This window comes from Roseibium polysiphoniae (genome assembly GCF_014842925.1).
GTDB classification, from domain to species: domain Bacteria; phylum Pseudomonadota; class Alphaproteobacteria; order Rhizobiales; family Stappiaceae; genus Roseibium; species Roseibium polysiphoniae.
Genome location: NZ_JACYXJ010000006.1, coordinates 200299 through 222463 on the forward strand (window position 1 = coordinate 200299; position 22165 = coordinate 222463).

Annotated in this window: 18 protein-coding genes; 11 read left to right on the top strand and 7 right to left on the bottom strand. The window is 59.2% G+C overall.

Features of this window, described 5'->3' with window-relative positions:
• Positions 1-23: 23 nt before the first annotated feature.
• Positions 24-2408: a glycine--tRNA ligase subunit beta gene (gene glyS / locus IG617_RS16690; RefSeq protein WP_192110389.1), complete on the bottom strand. Its 2385-nt coding sequence runs from the start codon at positions 2406-2408 to the stop codon at positions 24-26.
• Positions 2409-2735: 327 nt separating this feature from the next.
• Here glyS and IG617_RS16695 point away from each other — a divergent pair, with 327 nt between their 5' ends.
• Entirely contained in the window at positions 2736-4346 is a 1611-nt protein-coding gene (locus IG617_RS16695) for a putative bifunctional diguanylate cyclase/phosphodiesterase (RefSeq protein WP_209008561.1), read from the top strand.
• A gap of 36 nt (positions 4347-4382) precedes the next feature.
• Here the strand turns inward: IG617_RS16695 and gltS are convergent, their stop codons facing one another.
• The 4 genes from gltS to IG617_RS16715 all read right to left on the bottom strand — a co-directional run bounded on the left by gltS (position 4383) and on the right by IG617_RS16715 (position 9338).
• Positions 4383-5603 (bottom strand): sodium/glutamate symporter, encoded by a 1221-nt coding sequence (gltS, locus tag IG617_RS16700; RefSeq protein ID WP_192110390.1) that lies wholly within the window; start codon positions 5601-5603, stop codon positions 4383-4385.
• 65 nt (positions 5604-5668) lie between these two features.
• Positions 5669-7630, bottom strand: a complete 1962-nt coding sequence (locus tag IG617_RS16705) for a DUF2207 domain-containing protein (RefSeq protein WP_209008562.1) — start codon at positions 7628-7630, stop codon at positions 5669-5671.
• Positions 7631-7641: 11 nt separating this feature from the next.
• The gene (locus tag IG617_RS16710; protein WP_192110391.1) at positions 7642-8199 is read right to left on the bottom strand and encodes a LemA family protein; all 558 of its coding nucleotides are present in this window, start codon (positions 8197-8199) and stop codon (positions 7642-7644) included.
• Between the two features lie 173 nt (positions 8200-8372).
• A complete protein-coding gene (locus IG617_RS16715) occupies positions 8373-9338 on the bottom strand; it encodes a glycine--tRNA ligase subunit alpha (RefSeq protein WP_192110392.1) in 966 nt (321 codons plus the stop codon).
• A gap of 321 nt (positions 9339-9659) precedes the next feature.
• Between IG617_RS16715 and IG617_RS16720 the strand changes: the two genes are divergently transcribed.
• From IG617_RS16720 to IG617_RS16750, 7 genes are all read left to right on the top strand, one after another.
• Positions 9660-10541, top strand: coding sequence for a metal-dependent hydrolase (locus tag IG617_RS16720; protein WP_192110393.1), 882 nt, complete (start codon positions 9660-9662; stop codon positions 10539-10541).
• Between the two features lie 34 nt (positions 10542-10575).
• On the top strand, positions 10576-11403 hold the full coding sequence (locus IG617_RS16725; RefSeq protein WP_192110394.1) for a class I SAM-dependent methyltransferase: 828 nt from the start codon (positions 10576-10578) through the stop codon (positions 11401-11403).
• Positions 11404-11840: 437 nt separating this feature from the next.
• Positions 11841-13493, top strand: coding sequence for an energy-dependent translational throttle protein EttA (ettA, locus tag IG617_RS16730; RefSeq protein WP_192110395.1), 1653 nt, complete (start codon positions 11841-11843; stop codon positions 13491-13493).
• Between the two features lie 248 nt (positions 13494-13741).
• Positions 13742-14830 (top strand): hypothetical protein, encoded by a 1089-nt coding sequence (locus IG617_RS16735; protein ID WP_192110396.1) that lies wholly within the window; start codon positions 13742-13744, stop codon positions 14828-14830.
• Positions 14814-15854 carry a peptidoglycan-binding domain-containing protein gene (locus IG617_RS16740; RefSeq protein ID WP_192110397.1) on the top strand — a complete coding sequence of 347 codons (1041 nt, stop codon included), beginning with the start codon at positions 14814-14816 and terminating at the stop codon, positions 15852-15854. The genes IG617_RS16735 and IG617_RS16740 overlap by 17 nt, the downstream gene beginning before the upstream one ends.
• Positions 15855-15990: 136 nt before the next feature.
• The gene (locus IG617_RS16745; protein ID WP_192110398.1) at positions 15991-16548 is read left to right on the top strand and encodes a pyridoxamine 5'-phosphate oxidase family protein; all 558 of its coding nucleotides are present in this window, start codon (positions 15991-15993) and stop codon (positions 16546-16548) included.
• Between the two features lie 258 nt (positions 16549-16806).
• A complete protein-coding gene (locus IG617_RS16750) occupies positions 16807-17430 on the top strand; it encodes an MOSC domain-containing protein (RefSeq protein ID WP_192110399.1) in 624 nt (207 codons plus the stop codon).
• A gap of 27 nt (positions 17431-17457) precedes the next feature.
• Here the strand turns inward: IG617_RS16750 and IG617_RS16755 are convergent, their stop codons facing one another.
• Both IG617_RS16755 and IG617_RS16760 read right to left on the bottom strand, forming a co-directional pair.
• A complete protein-coding gene (locus IG617_RS16755) occupies positions 17458-17787 on the bottom strand; it encodes a DUF2293 domain-containing protein (protein WP_254170594.1) in 330 nt (109 codons plus the stop codon).
• Positions 17788-17818: 31 nt separating this feature from the next.
• Complete coding sequence (locus tag IG617_RS16760; RefSeq protein WP_192110400.1) at positions 17819-18052, bottom strand: hypothetical protein; 234 nt, start codon at positions 18050-18052, stop codon at positions 17819-17821.
• 131 nt (positions 18053-18183) lie between these two features.
• On the opposite strand from IG617_RS16760, the gene IG617_RS16765 reads away from it, so the two are divergent.
• From IG617_RS16765 to IG617_RS16775, 3 genes are all read left to right on the top strand, one after another.
• Positions 18184-18816 carry a helix-turn-helix transcriptional regulator gene (locus tag IG617_RS16765; protein ID WP_192110401.1) on the top strand — a complete coding sequence of 211 codons (633 nt, stop codon included), beginning with the start codon at positions 18184-18186 and terminating at the stop codon, positions 18814-18816.
• Positions 18817-20407: 1591 nt separating this feature from the next.
• Positions 20408-21670 (top strand): DUF2778 domain-containing protein, encoded by a 1263-nt coding sequence (locus IG617_RS16770; RefSeq protein WP_254170595.1) that lies wholly within the window; start codon positions 20408-20410, stop codon positions 21668-21670.
• Positions 21667-22158: a GNAT family N-acetyltransferase gene (locus IG617_RS16775; RefSeq protein ID WP_209008563.1), complete on the top strand. Its 492-nt coding sequence runs from the start codon at positions 21667-21669 to the stop codon at positions 22156-22158. The genes IG617_RS16770 and IG617_RS16775 overlap by 4 nt, the downstream gene beginning before the upstream one ends.
• The last annotated feature ends 7 nt before the right edge of the window (positions 22159-22165 follow it).

Sequence of the window (22165 nt, forward strand, 5' to 3'; positions counted from 1 at the left end):
CTCGCCTCGTTCTGCCTGCTGCGTTATCCTGCCACCTTGGAGAAATCGGCAACAACATGGGTAGCGTCGCGGATTTCGGACAGGAGCCGCAAACGGTTCATGCGGATGTCCGGATCTTCGTCGTTGACCAGGATGTCCTCGAAGAAGGTGTCGACTGGCGCGCGAAGCTTCGACAGCGCTTCCATGGCGCCTTCGAAGTCCTCATCCTTGACGGCAGCCTCTGCTTCGGCGCGAGCCGTGTCGATGGCTGCAGCCAGATCGATCTCGGCCTGCTCCTTGAAGTGGTCCGCATGAGGCCGGCCGGTGACGGGCGCTCCGCCCTTCTTTTCCTCGGCGCGCAGAATATTGACCGCGCGCTTGTAGCCAGCAGCCAGGTTCGCACCGTCGTCAGAAGCGACGAATTTGCCAAGCGCCTCGACGCGCTTGACGACCATCAGCAGATCATCCTGACCGCCGAGCGCAAAGACGGCGTCGATCAAATCGTGACGAGCACCTTCGTCCTTCAGGTGGACTTTCAGGCGGTCCGCGAAGAAAGACAGAAGGTCTTGCACGACAGGCGTCAATGCGCCTGCAAAGCTAGCATTATACGCACTAACAACACTCTCGTACTCGTCATCGAATGAGTTCTTAAAATCCTCAGAAAACCGCTCAGAATTATTTGCATAGACGAATGCTGGAACGTCAAACCAAACATCGCCATAGTATCCATCCCTGCCGCCGGGAATTCCAATCTTATTGAAATACTTTTTCCAATTAGAAAGAATAATGGCTAGTCGCCCACCCTCGCCCTGAATTATCTCATTAAGATCTTCTTTAGTATCGTCTGCTCTTAATGACAGATTAGATAAAATCTCAATTACATCATCGCCTGCGCCAAGTGCCAAATAGAGAGCTTTCCTCACATGCGCTTCTAGCGAAACCCGCAGCCCATTCTCCAAAATGATCCGCACGACACCCAGCGCAGCACGGCGCAAGGCGAAGGGGTCCTTGGAGCCGGTCGGTTTTTCGTCGATAGCCCAGAAGCCAGCGAGCAAGTCGAGCTTGTCGGCCAGCGCAACGGCGATGGCAACCGGATCGGTCGGCACGCTGTCGCTCGGCCCCTGCGGACGGTAGTGATCCTCGATGGCAATGGCGACGGAGACGTCTTCACCCTGCTTTTCAGCATAGGTCTTGCCCATCAGGCCCTGGAGCTCGGGGAACTCATAGACCATCGCGGAGACTAGATCCGCCTTGGCCAGCTGCGCGGCGCGCCTGGCCTTGTCGACATCGGCACCGACCAGCGGCGCGATTTCAGCTGACAGCGCTTCGATGCGTTTGACGCGTTCGCCCTGGGTGCCGAGCTTTTCGTGGAACACGATACTGTCGAGCTTTGGCAGATTGTCCGCAAGCTTCGTCTTCAGGTCGGTTTCCCAGAAGAAGCGGGCATCGGAGAGGCGCGCGCGAATGACCTTCTCGTTGCCCGCAACGATGGTCTTGCCGCCGTCGCTCGCCTCGAGATTGGAGGTGAGCACGAAGCGGTTGGCCAGCTTGCCAGTCTTCGGGTCGCGCAGAACGAAGCACTTCTGGTTCACCCGGATGGTCAGCTGGATGCATTCGTCCGGGATTTCGAGGAAGGCCTCATCAAAGGTACCGGTCAGAACCACAGGCCATTCGACCAGGCCTGCGACCTCTTCCAACAGTCCTGGATCATCAACCAGCTCAAGACCAAGCGCCAGTGCCCGGTCGCGCGCATCATGCAGGATCATGTCTTTGCGGCGATCGGCGTCGATGACAACCTTGTGCTTTTCCAGCTTCGGCGCGTAGTCGTCAAAGCGGCGGACCTCGAAGGCCTCATCGGCAAGAAAGCGGTGGCCGCGCGTGGTCTGTCCTGCTGTGACACCCTCGACTTCGAACGGAACAACATCCGGCTCTTCGGTTTCCGGGCCGAAGGTCGCCACGATGGAATGCAGCGGACGCACCCAGCGCATCGATCCTGTGCCCCAGCGCATGGACTTCGGCCAAGGGAAGCCCTTGATCAGCCCGGGCATGAACTCGGCAATGATGTCGATGGCCTGCCGGCCCGGCTTTTCGATCACCGCGACATAGAACTCGCCCTTCTTGGGATCGCTCTGGATGGTCGCCTCATCGATGGAGGAAAGACCTGCGCCGCGCAGAAAACCCTCGACAGCCTTGTCCGGAGATCCAACCCGCGGGCCCTTGCGCTCTTCACGCGTTGCCGCCGATGCTGCCGGAACGCCGGCAACATGCAGGACAAGACGGCGCGGCGTTGCAAAACCCTTTGCACCTTCATAGGGCAGACCCGCATCGACCAGGGCATTGGTCACCAGGGATTTCAGGTCTTCAGCGGCGCGGCGCTGCATGCGCGCGGGGATTTCCTCGCTGAAAAGTTCAAGCAGGAGATCGGGCATCGGAGTCAACAGCCTTCAGGTGTTTGGCGGGCGGTTTGCCCGGGGTCGGTCGCGGGCAACATGCCCGGTAAATTCAGAGCCCGTCCGTTAGCAATTCAGGCTGGTTTTGTCACCCCCTGGAAGCATCTCACCGCTCGGCCACATTATCCGCAAGGCCAGCCCCGCACCCAGATCTTAGATAGCAGAAGAAAGTATTTACAACTAGAAACAATCAGAAACACTGTAATTTTTTACAGTATGATGACGAGTAAATTTCTTAATTCACGCTTCTTAAATAAAGATACGCCAGATTTAAAGCATAACACCATCAGATCGAGCCTTGAAATTGTGAGCCTGTTTCAACCCCTGCGGCGCTATACTCTTCGAAGTGGTCTTTGGCTTGCCATCGCGATTGTCCCAATCGGATACCTTCTCGCCGAGACCGGGCCTCATGCGCTCCTGATGCAGCATGGCTCCACCTGGCTTTTCAGGGTTTTTGACCTGATCGTCGGCTATTCCCTGACGCTCTCCATCGCAGGCTCCATCTACGGCATCTTCCGCTTGCTGCACCTCAAGGGCGAAATCAGCCGTCATGAAGTTGCCGAGCAACAGGCGCGCGAGCTGGCTGAGCACGACCCTTTGACCGGGCTTGCTAACCGCCGCAAGTTTCTCGACGGATTTCCGAAACTGACGGCCAACACCATTCATGGCCAGAGCCGCGCGGTGATGATGCTCGACATCGATGGTTTCAAACCGATCAACGATGTCTATGGCCATGCTTTCGGCGACGCATTGCTGCGCGAGTTCGCGCTGCGGCTGTCCAGCGAAGTGGGCAACGACGGCATGATCGCCCGTCTCGGCGGTGATGAATTCGCCATCGTCACGCCTCCCCTCGCAGAGAAGAATGATGCCGCGGATCTGGCAAGACGCCTCCTGGCACGCATCCAGGAGCCGATCTGTCTCGAAAGCCGTCAGGTTCAGGTCGGCACCGGCATCGGGATCTCGGTCTTTCCGGACGACGGGTTTTCGGTCTCCGAGCTTCTGCGGCGGGCCGACATTGCACTTTACCGGGCCAAGACGTCCGGCCGCTCTGTCTATCGCTTCTTCGAGATGGAGATGGACGCGTCCATCCTGCACCGGACCCTGCTGGAGCAGCGACTGCGGTCGGCCCTTGCGGAGGATGAAATCCAGGTTCATTTCCAACCGATCCTGGACCTTGCCAGCCGGAAGATCCGTGGCTTCGAGGCCCTGGCCCGTTGGTCGGACCGGGATTTCGGCCATGTGCCGCCCAATCAGTTCATTCCGATTGCCGAAGACTGCGGTATCATCTCGGAACTGACCGACCGCCTTCTGCGCGAAGCCTGCCGTGTGGCCAGCAAATGGCCGGAGCACATGTTCCTGAGCTTCAACGTTTCACCCGTCCAGCTGCACGACCATACGTTTCCGCTGAAGGTGATGTCGATCCTCGCCGACAGCGGTCTCAGCCCGGACCGGCTGATCCTCGAGATTACCGAAACCTCCCTGTTCAAGAACCCGCGTGCGGCAAAGGCTGTCCTTGAGCAACTGGCGGAGGCACGTATCCAGATCGCCCTCGACGACTTTGGCACCGGCCACTCGAGCCTTGGCTATTTGCGCGACTTCCCCATCAGCAAGGTCAAGATCGACAAGTCCTTTACCCTGCATATGGAAGACGACGCCGAGTGCGCCGCCATCATCGACGCGATCCTCGTGCTGGCCAAGGGGCTCGGCATCGAGACGGTGGCTGAAGGCATCGAGCAGCCCGCGGTCATGGCCAAGTTGACCGAAAGCGGCTGCCAGTTCGGGCAAGGCTTCCTCTTTGGTGCCGCCAAGGCTGCTGCCCGGATTGACGAAATGGTTGCCGAGCAAGGCTCCGGGGCCACGATGCCCTACGCCAGAGACGAACCGTCCGGGGCCGACATGGCCAAGGTCATGACCTGATCGGCCTGCGCTCGCGCGCCGTTTGATCGGGTACGTCTAACCGCCGAGAAACAGCCAGATGATCGCCGCGTTGGACAGGTCGACGAAGAACGCCGAGACCAATGGCAGGATCAGGAAGGCGCGCGTCGCCGCGCCATATTGCTTGGTCACGGCGGTCATATTGGCGATCGCCGTCGGCGTGGCGCCCAGCGCAAAACCGGCAAAGCCTGCCCCCAGCACAGCGGCCTCATAGTCGCGACCCATGACCGGGAACAGCACATAGACAATGAAGAGCGCAGCCCCGACCAATTGGGCTGCCAGAATGATCAGCATCGGTCCGGCAAGGCCGGCAACGGTCCACAGCTGCAGGCTCATCAGCGACATGGTCAGGAAGATGCCCAGCGCAAGGTCAGAGATGACCGCCAGTGAGCGCGAACGGGCGGGCCACGTCATCTTTTTGAAGACCGCGGGCACTGTGTTGGACAGCAAGATGCCGCAGAACAGGCAGACGACGAAAAGCGGCAGGTCGAGACCAATCCCCAGCTTGAGGCTTTCCTGAAGGCCGACACCAAACCCGATGGCGATGTTGAGCCACAGGAGACTGCGCATCAGGCCGGTGTGGGTCACCGTGGCGGTGGCTTCGTCATCATGTTCGAGGCCGATGACCGGTGTTTCGTCATGCACCGCCACCGCAGGCTTTGCCCCGCGCTTGTTGATCAGAATGTCGGCAATCGGCCCGCCCAGCAGGGAAGCCGCGATCAGTCCGAGAGTTGCCGTGGCCGCCCCGATCTCGACCGCACCTGTGACGCCATAGGTTTCGGCAAGGGTCGGACCCCAGGCGATGGCAGTGCCGTGTCCGCCGACGAGAGAGATCGTTCCGCCAAGAAGGCCAAAACCTACCGGCAGGCCCATCGCAAGGGCTATGCTTGTGCCGATGCCGTTCTGCACGAACATATAGCCCACCGTGAGGACCAGTAGGATCAACAGTGGTTTGCCGCCCTTGGCGAGATCGGAGAACTTTGCGTTGAGGCCGATGGCCGTGAAGAAATACAGCAGCAGGAAATCGCGGGCCGCGAGCGAGAAACCGATCTCAGCACCGGTTGCCAGATAGACCACCAGCGCAAGGGACGCGACCAGCAAGCCGCCGGAGACCGGCTCGGGAATGTTGTAGCTGTTGAGCAGCGGGAACACCGCGTTAAGGCGCACCCCGAGAAAATAGACGATGATCGCGATGTTGAAACTCGCGAACTCGCCGATTGTGAGCAGTCCCTCTGTCATTTGCTTTTACGCCCCCCAACGCGCCGATGGCATCCTTTGTAGCCGCGGTTGTGGAAAGACACCAGCTACCAGCCGCCTCCGCCGCCGCCGCCACCGCCACCGCCAGAAGAGCCCCCACCGGAGGATCCGGAACTGGAAGATTTCGGAACGGGCAGAGAAGACTGAAACGACCCGGCCATTGCGGTTGCCGTTTGCCCGATGCTGCGGGTGATATCGCGGCTGTTGAAGTCACGGCCACTGTACCAGGTCGGGTGATAGTCGCGATTTTCATTCGATTGCGTTGCGGAGGTCAGCCAATGCTGGAAACTCTCCGCCCAGGGCTCTTCAACCCCGAGGGCAACCGCATAGGGGAGCAATGCCTCAAAATGCACGACACTCATCTCCGGAACGCCGGACATGTTCAAACGATCCTTTTCAGCAACTGACAGATAGAGCTTCAAACCCTCTATCTCGCTCATCATGGAGCGCCCTTCCGCTGTCGGCGCATCTATGTGGTTCGCATAGAAGATAAACAGGACGACGATCGCGAGGACAAACAGCGGCAGCAAGGGAATCTCGGAGCCAGCACCGACAATCAGCGCTGTCAGCAGACTGATCAGATACAGGCCGCCAACAGCAATCGCGGCAAAGACCGTCCAGAACAAAACGTCCCTGGCAGCCTCGCTTAAAGCAGACTTGAACGGCATCAAGACCAAATGCGCCAGCCCGAACGAAAGGGCGGTTGAGAAAACCGAGAAAAATCCAAACAGCAGGGACCTTTCCAGTTGTTCCTCGCTCAAATTCCCGAAGACAAACAGAGACGCGATGGCCATCACGCTCAGCACAAATGCTGCGAACAGGTACCAACCGTTGGTGATGAAAAAGACACCGCGATTTTCCCCGGCAATTGCCGACCGGAATTTTTCGCCGAGCGTCTTGATCGCCTCACCGTTTTTCTTGTCCAGCGCCAAGGTCCCGCCCCGCCCGGAGACGAAGGCCTCAATGGCCGCTTCTCCATTTGGCAATTTCTTGTCTGAGCCGGACCTGGACGTATCGGCCGACTGCAGCATCATGACATCGTCGTCTTTTGTCAGGGACAGATGCCCCTTCGCGGCCAGGCTCAGACAAGCCGACGACAGTGCCGTCCATCCTGTGCTGCCAAAACCGCGCTCGACGATATAGCTTGCAAGAGCGGGCGAGACCCCGTCCGGTGCCTTGAACCTTGGAAAGACAACACCCTTCTTCCGGTCCCGGCCGACAGCCAGCCAGGTCACCAGATAGTAGAGCATCAGGACCGAAAGCCCGATGCTGCCAACAACCAGCACGCGCTGATCCTGGAGCCAGGTCAGAAGCTTTTCCTGATCGCTTGGTTCAACTGCAACGCCCTTCGGGAAAGCGACGGCAACCGTCAGCCCTTCGTAAGCACCAAGAGGCGATGTCGTTGTGATGACGACCTCAGACGTCACCGGATCCAGCTCGGCAACATAAGCGGTCCCCGCGTCGCCGTGTCCGCCGGTATAACCGGCCCATTCTTTCGCTTTCGCTGACTGCGGCAGGGAAATCCGGGCAACAGCCTCGTCTATCGGGAAAATCCATTCATTGCCCGTGACGTTCCAATAGACCTCGTCATAATCTGAGAAAAACCGAACCTGCCGATCCATCACATAGGTGATGGCATAGGTGTAAGTCCCGGGTTCCAGAAAGACGCTTTCATCACCAATATAAATCCGGATGCCATCGCCATTGCGTCTGGTGAAATATCGGGCGTTTTTGCCGTCCTGATGGACAGACAACAGCTCAAAGCCGACATCATGGGTCCAGCCATCCGCGTCTTTGGCCCTCAAGGGAATGTCGCGAAAGATACCGCGTTTGATTTCATTGCCTTCGGCGCGCACGGAAATGGTTTCGGTCACCCGCAGATGACCATCTTCCATGACCTCAATGTCAGACAGGAACTTCAGGATACGCTCGTCCGCTTGCGCACCCGCCATCCAAAAAAATGCGGTGACAGCGAAGAGCAGCAGTTTCAGGGAACGGCAGCAGGTCATGGAAGCGTTCCTTAAAACTGGACTTTGGGCACCGCGCGCTCAGCCGCATCCTCGATCTCGAAATACTCTGCCTTTTCGAACTTGAACTGATTGGCGATCAGGTTCGACGGAAAGCTCTCGACGGCAACATTCAGACCGCGCACAGCGCCGTTGTAATAGCGCCGGGCCATCTGGATGGCGTTCTCGATTTCATCGAGTGAACTGTGCAGGTCGGAAAAATTCTGGCTGGCCTTGAGATCCGGATAGGCTTCGGCAACCGCAAACAGCTTGCCCAGCGCCTGGGACAACATGCCTTCGGCCTTTGCCCGCCCGGCGACATCATCTTTCGGCAGGGCGCTGACCTGCGCCCGCAGGTCGGTGACCCGGTCCAGCGTCTCCTGCTCGTGAGAGGCGTAGCCCTTCACGGTTTCGATGAGGTTGGGGATCAGGTTTGCCCGGCGCTTCAGCTGAACGTCAATGCCGCTCCAGCCTTCCTCGACCATCTGCCGCTTCTTCACCAGCGTGTTGTAGAGAAGAATAGCGAAAAGCGAGAGCGCAATCAGAAATGCAAGAATGAACCAACTGACCATGAAAACCTCCGAAACGATTGTTCCGGAAGCTATCGGGAGATTGGCCGCTTGTCACCGGCTGGACAGCCGGCAGGGCTGCAAAACTGGCGAACTGTAATGCAGATTACACTTTGGACGTTCCGGCGGTGGTTCTGGCGGGCAGCGTCAGATGACAACGCCGCCCGGATACCGGCTTACTCTGCTGCCTCGAGCTGATAGCCGACGCCGCCAGCTTCCGTTTCCAGGAAGGCGGCCCCGCAGGCCTTGGCAAGGTCGCGCACCCGCAGGATGTAGCTCTGGCGCTCGGTGACCGAAATCACGCCGCGCGCATCCAGCAGGTTGAACGCATGGGATGCCTTGATGCACTGGTCATAGGCCGGGAGCACCACCTGGTGCACACTGGCGCCGGCGTCTTCGCGGGCCTTGGCGCCTGCATCCAGGATGGCGCGGCATTCGGCTTCCGCATCCTTGAAATGCTGGAACAGGATGTCCGTGTCCGCATGTTCGAAATTGTAGCGCGAATATTCCTGTTCGGCCTGCAGGAAGACGTCGCCATAGGTGACCTTTTCGTCGCCTTCCATGCCGTTGTAGTTCAGGTCATAGACGTTATCGACGCCCTGAACATACATGGCGATGCGTTCAAGGCCGTAGGTCAGCTCGCCGGACACAGGTGAGCATTCGAAACCGGCGACCTGCTGGAAGTAGGTGAACTGAGACACTTCCATGCCGTCGCACCAGCATTCCCAGCCAAGACCCCAGGCGCCCAGCGTCGGGCTCTCCCAGTCATCTTCGACGAAGCGAATGTCGTGCAGCGCTGAATCGAGCCCAATGGCCTTCAGAGAGTCCAGATAGAGCTGCTGCAGGTTTTCCGGCGACGGCTTCAAGATCACCTGGAACTGGTAATAATGCTGCAGACGGTTCGGGTTCTCGCCATAGCGGCCGTCGGTCGGGCGGCGGGACGGCTGCACGTAAGCGGCCTTCCACGGACGCGGCCCGAGCGAGCGCAGCGTCGTTGCCGGATGGAACGTGCCCGCGCCGACTTCCATGTCATAGGGCTGCAACACCACACACCCCTGATCCGCCCAGTAGCGCTGGAGGGTCAGGATCAGGCCCTGAAAGGAGTTTTCGGGACGCATATGCGCCGGGACATCGCTCGACATGGCTTTTCGTTTCCGTCGGATCTCGTTGATTTTCGGGCAGCGAAGATCACGCCGCTCCATTGTTGGCGACAGGTGCCATGCAAGGGGCAGAAGGTCAAGACAAAGAGCCCGGACTGTCGCTTCCTGACAGAAGAGAGATCCAGTGAAGGCGTGTGCCTGGCATTTTGGCCGCAAAACAGGCTGAGAACTTGACACCGATCGAAACAAGTTCTGTCTCACAAGCTTCGACATTCGCTGCCATTACCAGTCCCTACTTAAGCCTATGAAACTATGTCATATTCCTCTAACGTCCCGCGCGAGCGAAATATGGGAAGCGAATTTATGGGCGACGTGCATAAAGACATCATTCCACGCGATATACACTTTGGCATCTCAAAGGCCGCGCAGCGGCACTGGTTCGACAACGACTTGCAGAAAACCGCGATCATTGATTGCTTTTCGGTCGCGCTGCCCGAGGGTGAGCGGTTCTTCATTCGCTCCCTGACCCACTATGCCAGCAAGCTTTCCGACAAGGAGCTGACCGCTGAGATTAAGGGTTATTCAGTGCAGGAAGCGTTCCATACGCGCGAACATCTGGACTACAATAACTCGCTTAAAGCGCTTGGTTATGATGTCGACAAGATGGAGGCCAACCTTTGTGCCACGTTAAAGACCATCAAGAGCCCGATGATCCGGCTCGCAGTCACCTGCGCCATTGAGCATTTTACAGCTGTTTTCTCCTTTGCGGTCCTTCGTCATCCGGAGGTTTTTGAAGGCGCAGACATCCGCTATCGCAGGCTTTGGACCTGGCACGCACTTGAAGAGCTTGAGCATATGGCCGTCGCCATCGACGTCTTCAAAGATGCTTCCCGGGATATGCCCGCCTGGAAACGCTATTTCCTGCGCACCGGCGCAATCAACGGCGTGGCTGTTACATTCCTGATCAACTACCTGCGCAACGTCGGCCTCTATGCACGGGCCGATGGCGAAAAGACCGGCATTCGATTTTGGACACGGTTCTGGTGGCTGCTGATCGTCAAACCTGGCTTTGCGCGCTTCAGCTTGCTCGCCTTCCTGAAGTACTACCTTCCAGGCTACGACCCTGCGAAAGAGCGGGATGAAAAGCTGATCGACAAATGGCGTGAGTGGGTCGACAGGGAAACGTCTGACCTCATTGCCAAGCCCAAGACGGCACCTGCACCTGAACTGGCACCGGCAAACTGAAATTGCCGAGACCTTTCCAGAGGAAGAGATTTTCATGACAAGTCGTGTGTTCGACATGGTGCTGGAAGCAGCCGACAGAGGCATTTTTCCAAAGGCCCGAAAGTGGGGCTGGCAACGGCTCTATAACCTCATGTCCCGCTTTTGGACTGACGGCGACTGGCGTTTCATGAACTACGGCTATCTGCCGCCGGCAGACAAGGCCGCATTCCCACTTGATGAAATCGACGAGCCGGAGCGCGCCTTCATCGGTCTCTATTTCCAGGCAGTCGACGGCGTCGACCTCGCTGGCAAGCGGGTGCTGGAGGTCGGCTGCGGCCGCGGAGGTGGAACCGCCTATGTTGCAAAGTATCACGGTGCGGCCAAGGCCGTCGGAGTGGACTATTCACCGGTGACTGTGAAACGTGCGCAGGCGCTCAATGGCGAAACGGACGTCTTGTCCTATGCCTTTGGCGATGCCGAGAAGCTGCCCTTCGAAGATGGTTCTTTCGATGTCGTCGTGAACATTGAATCCTCTCACTGCTATTCAGACATGGACGCATTTTTGCGCGAGGTTGCCCGTGTCCTCACACCCGGCGGCAGCTTTACCTGGGCGGACATGCGCGGCAAGGCGATGATGCCCGGCACCGACACCTCTTTCGAGGCGGTCAAGGCCCTTGAAAAACAGCGAGAGACAGTGCTCTCACCCGGCGTGGTCGCCGCTCTTGATCAGATGAATGAACGCAAAGTCGCTCGGATCGCCAAGATCCCGCTTGCTGGTCGTTTTTTCAAGGAATTCGCAGGTACCAAGGGCTCAGCGCTTTATAAATGGCTGAAAAACGGCGAGGTGATCTATCTGGCGCGCGTCTATCGGAAGGCGGGCTAGGCAAGGCATTCGCCAACGCCGCACCCGCGATTGCTGGTCCCGGTTCTCCAAAGAGCGTCATCTCAAGTGAATTGGAGATGGATCCTCGGGACGCGCCCGAGGATGACGCGACCAAGTGTGACAAGGTCTTGCGGACCGCTTCATGCTTTCCGAGACAAGCGCAGCGACGAGCCGGGATCCAGTATGCCGGGACTTCACGCCCCATTCCGCGCCGCCTGCGGCTACTGGATCCCTGCCTGCGCAGGGAAGGCACGATTTGCGCAGCCAGGGACATCGCTGATCTGCCTAAAGCTCTCGCCGATCGGTTGGACCATCAGCCCCCAATGGATGATCATTTCAGGGAAGCTGTCTTAGCCATTGCCCCGCGCGTCATCTTCCCGTAAAACCCGCGCAAAGATTTCCCATTTCTGAATCAAATGCCGGAGAAGCGGAGCCCCATGGCGCGCCAGTTCATCTATCACATGCACGGACTGTCGAAGTCCTACACCGGGGGCAAGAAGGTCCTCGACAACGTCAATCTGTCGTTCTACCCGGACGCGAAGATCGGTATCCTGGGCCCCAACGGCGCCGGTAAGTCGACCCTGCTGAAGATCATGGCCGGGCTCGACAAGGACTTCACCGGTGAAGCCTGGGCCGCAGAAGGCGCGCGCGTCGGCTATCTGCCGCAGGAGCCGCAGCTGGATCCGACCAAGAACGTGCGCGAGAACTGCATGGAGGGCGTCGCCCACAAGCAGGCCATCGTCGATCGCTACAACGAACTGATGATGAACTACTCGGACGAGACCGCCGACGAAGGCGCAAAACTCCAGGACATCATCGACGCGGAAGACCTGTGGAACCTCGACAGCAAGGTCGAGATGGCGATGGAAGCCCTGCGTTGTCCGCCGGAAGACGCTTCGGTCGAAAACCTGTCGGGCGGTGAAAAGCGCCGCGTGGCCCTGTGCCAGCTGCTGCTGTCCGAACCCGATCTGCTGCTTCTCGATGAGCCGACCAACCACCTGGACGCGGAAACCGTCCACTGGCTGGAACGGCACCTGCGCGAGTTCAAGGGCTCCGTGCTGATCATCACCCACGATCGCTACTTCCTTGACAATGTCACCGGCTGGATCCTCGAGCTCGACCGCGGTTCGGGCATTCCGTATGAAGGCAACTACTCTGCCTACCTGGAGAAGAAGTCCAAGCGCATGGCCCAGGAAGGCCGCGAAGACATGGCCCGCAACCGGGCGATTGCCCGCGAGCGCGAATGGATGGGCATGTCGCCGAAAGGCCGCCAGACCAAGTCCAAGGCCCGTATCAAGGCGTTTGACGATCTGCTGTCAGCTCAGGAAGAGCGGATGCCGTCCATCGAGCAGATCCTGATCCCGGTCGGCGAGCGTCTTGGCGCCAACGTCATCGAGGTCAAGAATGTTTCCAAGGGCTTCGAAGACCGCCTTCTGATCGATGACCTGTCGTTCAAGCTGCCGCGCGGCGGCATTGTCGGCGTCATCGGCCCGAACGGTGCTGGTAAGTCGACCCTGTTCAAGATGCTGACCGGTCAGGAAAAGCCGGACAACGGTGAGATCATCGTCGGCGACACGGTGCATCTGGGCTACGTCGACCAGTCCCGCGACAAGCTGGATCCGGACAAGACCGTGTGGGAAGAAATCTCCGACGGCGGCGAGGTCATCTACCTCGACGACAAGGAAATCAACTCCCGCGCCTATTGCTCGTCCTTCAACTTCAAGGGCCCGGCCCAGCAGGCCAAGGTGGGCGACCTCTCAGGCGGTCAGCGCAACCGGGTGCATCTGGCGAAGGTCCTCAAGCAGGGCTCCAACGTTCTCCTCCTCGATGAGCCGACCAACGATCTCGACACCGAGACGCTGGCAGCGCTTGAAGACGCGCTGGAAAACTACGCCGGCTGCGCCGTGGTCATCTCGCATGACCGCATGTTCCTTGACCGCCTGGCCACGCACATGCTCGCCTTTGAAGGCGACAGCCATGTGGAATGGTTCGAAGGCAACTTCGAAGACTACGAGAAGGACAAGGTCCGCCGCCTCGGCGCCCACGCCGCCGACCCGCGCCGCATCAAGTACAAGCCGCTTACTCGCTAAAATGACGCGGTAAGAACGATCTCAAACGGCGGTCCATCGGGCCGCCGTTTTTGTTTGGGCAGGGGCGCGCAGATTTGCGTTCACCATTTTTGTGGGTTCCGCCCAAATTTCACCATAGTTACTCAACGGGAAGTGGTTTTTTATCCCCTTGGCGGCTAAGATCAGGTCTTAGTCACTCGTTTATTCGGCGCTCACTCGTTTGCGAGCCGCCTAAAACCTTTTTCAAGACGCCAAATTGGCTGGGGAAAATGTTGCTTGATATTATGAAATCCGGAAACCGCATTGCCCACATCATCAAGACCGTTTCAGTCACGTTCTGGCTCTGTCTCCTTGGCCTCACGGCTCAGGCCCAGGAGCAGGAACCGCTAGCTGCCTTCGAGAACTTTGTTGTCAGCGGCGACCTGAAGTCCGCGCACTTTTACCTCGAGAACCAGCTTCTGAAACCAGAACTGATCGAAACATCCCGCTTGTTTGTCGAAGCAGTCATCCAGAGCAATATGAAGGGCACCAGATCAAACGCCCCCTTCTCGGTGAGCCGCCTACCCTCCGTCGAACTGCTCTACAACTATCTCGGAGCCATCCGGCCAATTGATCTGAACGGGGTGCAGCGCTGTAACTATTATTCCGGGCGCCTGCGCAATGATCACGTCTGCAGCCTGGCGACCTTCCTGTTTTCCATCGGCGCAACACCGCAGATGTTCGAATTCTTTCAAAGTCGCGGGATGACGACGACTTCCTTTTCCAAAGACACTCTGCCGCCCGTCGTGGTTTTTGTCAGTGACTTGGGTGTTGCTTACGGCATGAACGAGCTGACTTGGTTTTCCCAAAATGGATTGCCCCTCGGCCCCGAGACATACAGCCGTGTTCAGCTTACCGCCTGGGACGGTTTGGTCAGCAAGCACCGGTTCACACGTCTGCCTGACGACAAACCGGAGACGAGCGAGTTCAACTTCATTGACCTGCTGACTCTCTCCATCGCCAACACCGGCTATCATGGCCGAGAGTTGAACAACCATCGTGATTTTCTATGCCGCTACATCACCCATGTGGCTGCGCAATTGCCGCCTACCTTCGATCACTTTTCCTACCTGCTCAAGAACGTCAAGGAGTTCCGGGGCAGCATGATCGGCAAGTCTAGCCACCCGCAACAGTGGGGCATCGTGGACAGGGCGGTCTTCCCGCATTCCTGCCGCGTGCTGATTGAAGCAATGGGACGCAGCAGCCTGCAACTCGATACAATGATCTCAGAATTTTCCGCCGTGTCTGACCTGAAGACAGCCCAATGGCTTGTCTCACTCAAGCAGAGCAAAGGGGGCTCCAATGCTCAAAGCAACTAGCATTTTCTCCGCGCTGGTACTTGCGCTGACATCTCTTTCATTCACTTCAATTCCGGCTAGGGCTGGTGGGGAAGGCGTCGCTGCCGGCATCATTGGCTTTGCCGCCGGTGCCATTGTCGGAAGCCAGATCAATAAGAACCGGCAAAAGCGGGTTTACCGGAACAGTTCACGCAGCAGTGGTCGTTCTGCAGAAGAACGTACTTACTGGAAGAGCATTCAGGCCGCTCTGAACACGGTCGGCTATAATGCCGGACCCGTTGACGGCGCACCGGGCCGCAAGACCCGTACCGCAATCAAGAATTTCCAGCTGTCGCTTCCGGCACAACCGACAGGCAAACTCACTCCAGAACAGGCGCAACTTCTTTTCGCGCGTGCCAATCCACAGCCGCAACCAACATATGTGGCGACGCAGCCACCTGCCGCTTATCAGCAGCAGCCGGCCCAGGCGTTTCCCAATGTGACGCTGCCTGGCAACGGTACCGCCACCTCAATTCAGCCAGCCACCGTACCGAACGGTCAGCAGGTGACGTTCCCCGCGCCTTCCATCTCGCAGGACACTCCGCCGATGCCATCCCCTGCGGTTGTACCTGCGCAGAATTTCCCCTCTGTGAGCACGCCGACCGCAACTGCCAAGGCGCCCAGCGTCTCGCCGGAGAGCCAGGCGGTAAACTTCCCGACAGCAAACACGGACCAGAAGACAGCGACGCTGCCGACCCCGGTATCCGTTCCCGCTTTCCCAAGCGCAGCCCAGCCGGATGGCGGGACAATGGTTGCGTCGACAGACCCGACCGCTCCGTCGTTTCCAGCCGTTCAGGATGGTGCTCCTGTCGTGACGAAGCAGCCAATCGGCGTGACCGCCGCCGCTGCAACAGCACCAGCTACGAATGCACCTGCACCAGCGACCAACGTTGCTCCTGCACCGGCGGCGCAAGCGCAGGTTCAGATCGACGCAAGCGGACAGCCTTTTATCCTCGTCAACGGCCAGAAGTTCCTGTTGCAGGCGGCGGCTCCTGCAGCGCAATAACATTTGCCTCGGCAACTGCGATTTCAAACGGCGGTCCATCGGGCCGCCGTTTTGTTTGGGCAGGGGGGCGGCCTTGTGGCCCTGGAAGGTTTTCCAATAGGTTGCCACCGAAGCACCCTTTCACCGGAGCAATCGATTGGCCAAGCAGTTCCCCGAACTCGATGATGCCCACCGCAGCTATATCGCGCGGCAGCACATTTTCTTCACAGCCACCGCCGCGCCGACCGGCCGGGTGAATGTCTCGCCGCGCTCGACAACGGCGCTGAAGCTGCTGGGACCGAATGCGCTAGTCTATCTGGACCGGACGGGCAGCAGCAACGAAACGGCAGCGCATCTGAAACTGTCCGACCGGATGACGATCATGTTCTGCGCCATGGATGGCCCTCCGCAGATCATGCGGCTTTACGGCAAGGGCCGGATCATCCGCCGGGGCAGCACTGAGTATGACGCCCTGCTGGAAAGCGCCTTTGCGGGTGAGGAACCGGGCGGCGCGCGGCAGATGGTTCACCTGGACTTCGACCTGGTGCAGACGTCTTGCGGCTACGGCGTTCCGCTGCACGGCTATGAAGGTGAACGGCCGTCCCTGGACAACTGGGCGGCGAACAAGAGCGCAGAGGAGCTCGAGGCCTATCAGCGGCAGAAGAACCAGGTCAGCATCGACGGATTTCCGACCGGCCTCTTTGAAGACGCGTGAGGCTCAAGCGCGCGCAGTGCTGCCAACGGCCGTTGGCGTCAGGCCTGTTCCAGGTGACGCATGATGTCTCTGGAGCTTTCCGTGATGTTGTCGGAAATCGTCTTGATCTCTTCGGTCAGGGCGCCGAATTCGCGGCCATGGGCGCCAGCGCTGACCGGCCCATCTCACTTGCCAATCAGTTGATCAATGTCTTTCATTGGTCCCACAGCAAGGCTTGGGCTAAGTCTCGGCCGACAATGATTTTCGAAAGGGCCATTGATGTCTTCCGCGGTTTCTCCTGATGCGATGATTGAGCAGCTTACTATCACGCCGGCGCGCAAATTGACCGGGCAGGTCTCAGATGTCCTGAAGACCCTGTCGCCAGGTGATTTTGCCACCCAATCGTGCAACGCGCTTGACCTTGAGTTTTCCGGCATCTCAGGCGATCGCCACGGCGGCTTCACGCGCAAATCCGGGGGACGTGAACCCTGGTATCCGCGCGGAACGGAAATGTGCAATGAGCGTCAGGTGTCCATCCTTTGCCCGGGCGAGCTGGCACTTGTGGCCCAGCGCATGGAGCTCGAAACCGTCGAAGCGGCCTGGATCGGTGGCAATATCGTGCTGGAGGGCTTCCCCAACCTGTCCCTGATCCCACCGCGCACGCGGCTGGTGTTTGACGGCGGCACCGTCATCCGGGTGGATGGCGACAATGCGCCTTGCCGGGTGGCGGGCAGATCCATCGCAGCTCACGTTCCAGGCCGCGACGGGCTGGATCTTCTGTTCCCGAAAGTGGCAAAGCGCCTGCGTGGTCTTGTCGGCTATGTGGAAAAACCAGGCACGATCAGCGCCGGCGAAAGCGTGACGGCGGTCATCCCCGAGCAGTGGATCTACAATCCGGCTTAGGCTCTCCGCAGAATGGCTGGGCCGGCCCTAGAACGCCTCGCCGTCATCTGGATCCAGGCGCTTCGCGCTGCCCCAGTCTTCCAGCACCTGGTTCATGTGATCCAGAACGAAGAAGCGCGCCGCATCCCGGTCATAGCCCTCGTCCAGCAGGGCGTCATAGTCGGTATGGGCGTGGCGAATGCGGCTGGTGGTTGCCTGCCAAAGCGCGATGGATGGCGGCAAATGCCGCAGATGCCCGGCCCGCGCTGCCTCAAGGATGGCTTCGGCATCGGCCATGGGCATGCGCGGAGCCAAAGACCTCAGCGCCTTGCGCATTTCCTTTTGCCGCTTTGTCCCCCCTGCCAATGACGTGCCCATCCTTTTTCCAAGCTTTGACCATAAGCCCGTGTCAGCGCCAGTACCAGTCGCTGAAGGCCGGGCGAGCCCGGCGCCGCTCGTTTTCTTTCGCCCTCAATTCCGGGTCCTTGATCACATCATCAATCAGCTCATCGGGGATCCGGCGCAAGGCGCGGCGACGCCTATAGGCCAGCCAAAGGTGCCATAGGGGGCGCAGATGGCGGGCAACACACCTGCCGAGCCTCAGGCTTATGCCGAAACGCTGGTGAAGATGGTCAGGTCGCATGATGTCCTCCCGGGATGCTGATGAGATATAACGAAAGTTTTTTCTTTCTTTATCATGCTCGCCCTTTTCGGGCCTGGCAATATGAAAAGCAAAATCTTTTTTAAAATACGGATCTATGTTAGAAGCATGCCATGTCCGATCGTACCAAGACCCGACTGATCACGGCGCTGAAGACCGCCGGACCCCAGACCGCTGCCGAGCTTGCCAAGGCCGAGGGCGTGACCTCGGTCGCCGCCCGACAACATCTGGACAGCCTGCTCGCAGAAGGTCTTGTGGGATTTGAGGACATCAAGGGCACGGTTGGCCGGCCCAAACGGGTCTGGACGCTGACCCGTGAAGGCCACGCCCAGTTTCCCGACAATCATTCCGGCCTGATCCTTGGATTGCTGGACGGCATGAAGGTGCTTTATGGCGATGAAGGCATCGACCGGTTGATTGCTCACCGGGAGCAGGAGGCGCTGAAGGTCTATTCAGCCGCCCTTGCCGACAAGGTTGATCTCAAGGACAAGCTCTCCGCTCTCGCCGAGATCCGCTCTCGCGAAGGCTATATGGCAAGCGTCGAGGAAGACGCAAATGCGGGTGGCTTTCTGCTTGTCGAAAACCACTGTTCCATTTGCGCTGCGGCCACTGCCTGCCAGGGCTTTTGTCGGTCTGAGATGAGCCTCTTTCGGACCGTCCTGGGCCAGGACGTCGACCTCACCCGCACCGAACACCTCCTCTCCGGCGGCCGCCGCTGCGTCTACCACGTCAAGCAGTTGGCCTGAGGCGTTAGGTTGCCTTGCCACGTTCTGCCATGGCATCCATGCCGTGACCTTGCCTGGCAGCACCACTTCGATTTGGCGACGCACGGTTGTGCAGGATCAGGTCCTGCAATGACGGCTGAAGGTGGAGCCGAGACCTGTCCCTATCCACCTCTTTGCAAACCTCTCCCTCGTCATCCTTGGATTCCCCCCAACCACCGACGGTCATCCCCGCCTTGTGCGGGGATCCAATCCACATTGCCGCCAATCAGTCAGGTGCAAGCGGGCTGGAAACTTCCGCGCGATCACTGCTTTGGTCTTGAGACTTCGGGAACCAATAGCTCCCCGCACAAGGCGGGGATGACGTCCCAGATTGAAGCGAGACATTGCGGTTGAAAACACACTCTCCGTCGTCATTGTCGGGCTTGTCCCGGCAATCCAGGAAGGTTCGCGGCAGACACAGGAAGAGTGGATCCTCGGGACACGCCCGAGGATGACGCCAGTGGGTGTGGTCCAGCCTTGCCTCTCTCCCCACGCCTTCCCGGACGAGCGCAGCGAAGATCCGGGATCCGGTACGCCGGAACCTCAAGGGTCATGCCGAAGCGCTCGCGTTTACTGGGTCCCTGCCTGCGCAGGGAAGGCAAAGAGAGGATGGAGCAGACCTTATCCCTCATTCGGACGGGGATAGGCGCCTCGCAAGGCATTGAAAAAACACGCACTGCCTATGAATAGCCGGAACTTATCCTCCCCCGCTGAACCTGTCGTATCATTGATCCCGTTCCTGCCATCACGGGGCCGAGTGCGGACCGTCCGTTCGCGGTGGTCGGGACCGGGTTTCGAGGATCGGGTCTGGTGTAACGGACCAGAGCCTTATCCGGTGACTGGCAGCTTGGACCTGCAGCGGGGAGTGACGCGGTAGATCTCAGGCGCGTCTCGTATCTGGCAAACCGGAGGACGCTCTACTTCCGGCGCGCAGAAAAGAGAAAGACGCAAGTTCAGTCATTTGGGACACGGAACCTGGGCAGGCGTGAAGGCCTTGCACATCCCACCTTCCCAACCGCTCCCGGCAAGTCCGGAGCGCCTGCCATCCCGTTGAACGGGAAACTGAGAACCAGCCAAAACGCCGGGGAGACATCCAGCGGCGGGATTGGTGTTGGCTTAACGGCTTGGTGCTAGGAACCGCCGCGATGATCTTGAGGCTTCGGCGCCAGTGGACCCCGCACGGGGCGGGGATGACGGCAGTGGGTGAGCCCCGATCCGCGTTACCCGGCTCAAGGCTCACGACAGGTCCGACTGTCACGATAGAACCACCGGACAAAGATCAAGACGCCGGTGAAAAGGGCCCTGAAGCTGCAAAAAGCGACGCCGTGAAAACAATTCACCTTGTTTGAAACGCCCGAAAATAGCCGTCTTTGGATGGTCTTCGACAAGTCGAACGAGCGCATAAACGTCTTGGTTACCAAGATTGCTCATAGTCAGAGAATGTCAGCGGCCGGGGCTGACAGGTCGGAAAACGGGATTTTGACATCGCCGCCGCCTATCACCCAGCCGCAAAGTTTGATCGAGCGCGGACGTGTATTCCGTGCGGGTACGCGTAAATTGGACCCAAGAGTACATGCGTAAAAACACTCCGCAAACTGCTGCCGGTTCGGCAGAAAAAAGCCTCACAGGTGCCGTTCGCCTCGCCGTTTTCGGCGGTGCGAGCATTGTCGCCGGACTGGCCCTGATCTGGACCTTGAACGGTCCGCCCCAGGCGCTCGTGAGCCTTGGTCAGATATCTCAGGCAGAAAAGATGCCTGAGACGTTGGCCCCTCAAGGGCAGACAGACCCCGCGAAAAGCGCCGTCACCGCAACCGATGCAGGCCTTCCAGATGCAGGCCTTCCGGGGCCGCGTGAAATCGCCGCGATCATTGCCCAAAAGGCGCGGCAGCACGAAGCCCTCGCGGCGCGGCATGACGAACGTCTCGAGGATCGAGCCGCTGCACAAATCAGCGCGACGGTTTCGACAGCCCTTGCCGAAGTTACCCCTGAGGCGATCGACCCGAAGGTCGCCCAGGCAGAGCAAGATGCAAAAACCAAATTGCGGCGCCTGATTGAAACACGGCAAATGGCCGGCCTGCTGACATTCCCCGAGGCGAATGCCCAAACAGTGGCCGTCGCGGAGCCAACCGCTGGCGACATTCCGGTGGACGCCGTTGTTGCGGCCGTGGCCAGTCTTGAGCCGGCAGAAGACCCGATCGAAGTGCCAGCGGTAAGCTCAGTCGCTCTGCTAGAGGCCGAGCCCGTGCCGGTGCCAGGCAAGCGCCCTGCCGCTCCGAAGCGCCGGATCGTCAAGCCGCGCGACAGCGCCGCGACAGCGTCGGCCTCCCTCGCCTATGCCCGCGACGTGGATCCGCGCAAGGAAGGCGATGGCATCTTCAGCGGCCTGTCGAAAGTCTTCAATTCAGGCGAAGTACGGCTGCCAGGACGCGGCAGCGGCATTGCCGTCTACGACATCAGCGCAGCCACCGTGTATATGCCGGACGGCACGAAGCTGGAGGCACATTCAGGCATCGGCAAGATGCTCGACAACCCGCGTTATACCAAGGTGCGCAACAATGGGCCGACCCCGCCCAACATCTATAATTTGCGCATGCGCGAGCGTCGGTTCCATGGCGTGGAGGCCATCCGCATGCTTCCCGTCGATGTCGCTGCCATGCATGGGCGCGACGGCATGCTGACCCACACGCCTCTCCTGCGCGGACGTATCGGCTCCCATGGCTGCGTGGCCTTCAAGGACTACAACAAGTTCCTCAGGGCGTTCAAAGCCGGCAAGGTGAAGAAGATGATTGTCGTGCCAAAGCTCGAAAAGCTTCCGGTCTACATGGCGGCGCTGTGAGCGAACCATCGATCGCGACTGGTCAAGGTCCCGGCACTCCACTGGACTTCGTGACCGCCGGCGATGAAGATGGCGAGTGCCTTGCGAATTTACGCGTGGCGGCGATGCGCCCGAGCCTCGAGGCGATTGGCCGGTTTGACCCGGCCCGGGCGAAAGCAAGATTCCTGGAAAGCTTCACACCTGACGAGACCCTCCGGATCGAGGCTTCAGGTCAGCTTCTGGGGTTCTTTGTGCTGAGAACCCGGTCCGATCATCTCTACCTCGACCACCTCTATGTCCTGCCGGACATTCAGGGCAAAGGCATTGGCACTCATGTGGTAAGATATGCGCAGCAGAAGGCCGAAGCAGCCAAGCTACCCCTGCGGCTGGTTGCGCTCAGGGGCAGTGCCGCGAACGGGTTCTACACAAGGCTCGGTTTCAAGCTAAAGGGCAGCGCCGAGTTCGACAATGCCTATGAATGGACAGCCGGACAGGCCTCCGAAAGATAGGCCCGGC

Excerpts from the sequence above, each read along its gene's own strand:
- IG617_RS16755 (WP_254170594.1), bottom strand. The coding sequence starts at position 17,787 with ATGGGCACGTCATTGGCAGGGGGGACAAAGCGGCAAAAGGAAATGCGC.
- IG617_RS16770 (WP_254170595.1), top strand. The coding sequence starts at position 20,408 with ATGCGTAAAAACACTCCGCAAACTGCTGCCGGTTCGGCAGAAAAAAGC.
- IG617_RS16710 (WP_192110391.1), bottom strand. The coding sequence starts at position 8,199 with ATGGTCAGTTGGTTCATTCTTGCATTTCTGATTGCGCTCTCGCTTTTC.
- IG617_RS16750 (WP_192110399.1), top strand. The coding sequence starts at position 16,807 with ATGTCTTCCGCGGTTTCTCCTGATGCGATGATTGAGCAGCTTACTATC.
- ettA (WP_192110395.1), top strand. The coding sequence starts at position 11,841 with ATGGCGCGCCAGTTCATCTATCACATGCACGGACTGTCGAAGTCCTAC.
- IG617_RS16705 (WP_209008562.1), bottom strand. The coding sequence starts at position 7,630 with ATGACCTGCTGCCGTTCCCTGAAACTGCTGCTCTTCGCTGTCACCGCA.
- IG617_RS16765 (WP_192110401.1), top strand. The coding sequence starts at position 18,184 with ATGTCCGATCGTACCAAGACCCGACTGATCACGGCGCTGAAGACCGCC.
- IG617_RS16720 (WP_192110393.1), top strand. The coding sequence starts at position 9,660 with ATGGGCGACGTGCATAAAGACATCATTCCACGCGATATACACTTTGGC.
- IG617_RS16740 (WP_192110397.1), top strand. The coding sequence starts at position 14,814 with ATGCTCAAAGCAACTAGCATTTTCTCCGCGCTGGTACTTGCGCTGACA.
- glyS (WP_192110389.1), bottom strand. The coding sequence starts at position 2,408 with ATGCCCGATCTCCTGCTTGAACTTTTCAGCGAGGAAATCCCCGCGCGC.
- IG617_RS16725 (WP_192110394.1), top strand. The coding sequence starts at position 10,576 with ATGACAAGTCGTGTGTTCGACATGGTGCTGGAAGCAGCCGACAGAGGC.
- gltS (WP_192110390.1), bottom strand. The coding sequence starts at position 5,603 with ATGACAGAGGGACTGCTCACAATCGGCGAGTTCGCGAGTTTCAACATC.
- IG617_RS16715 (WP_192110392.1), bottom strand. The coding sequence starts at position 9,338 with ATGTCGAGCGATGTCCCGGCGCATATGCGTCCCGAAAACTCCTTTCAG.
- IG617_RS16735 (WP_192110396.1), top strand. The coding sequence starts at position 13,742 with ATGTTGCTTGATATTATGAAATCCGGAAACCGCATTGCCCACATCATC.
- IG617_RS16760 (WP_192110400.1), bottom strand. The coding sequence starts at position 18,052 with ATGCGACCTGACCATCTTCACCAGCGTTTCGGCATAAGCCTGAGGCTC.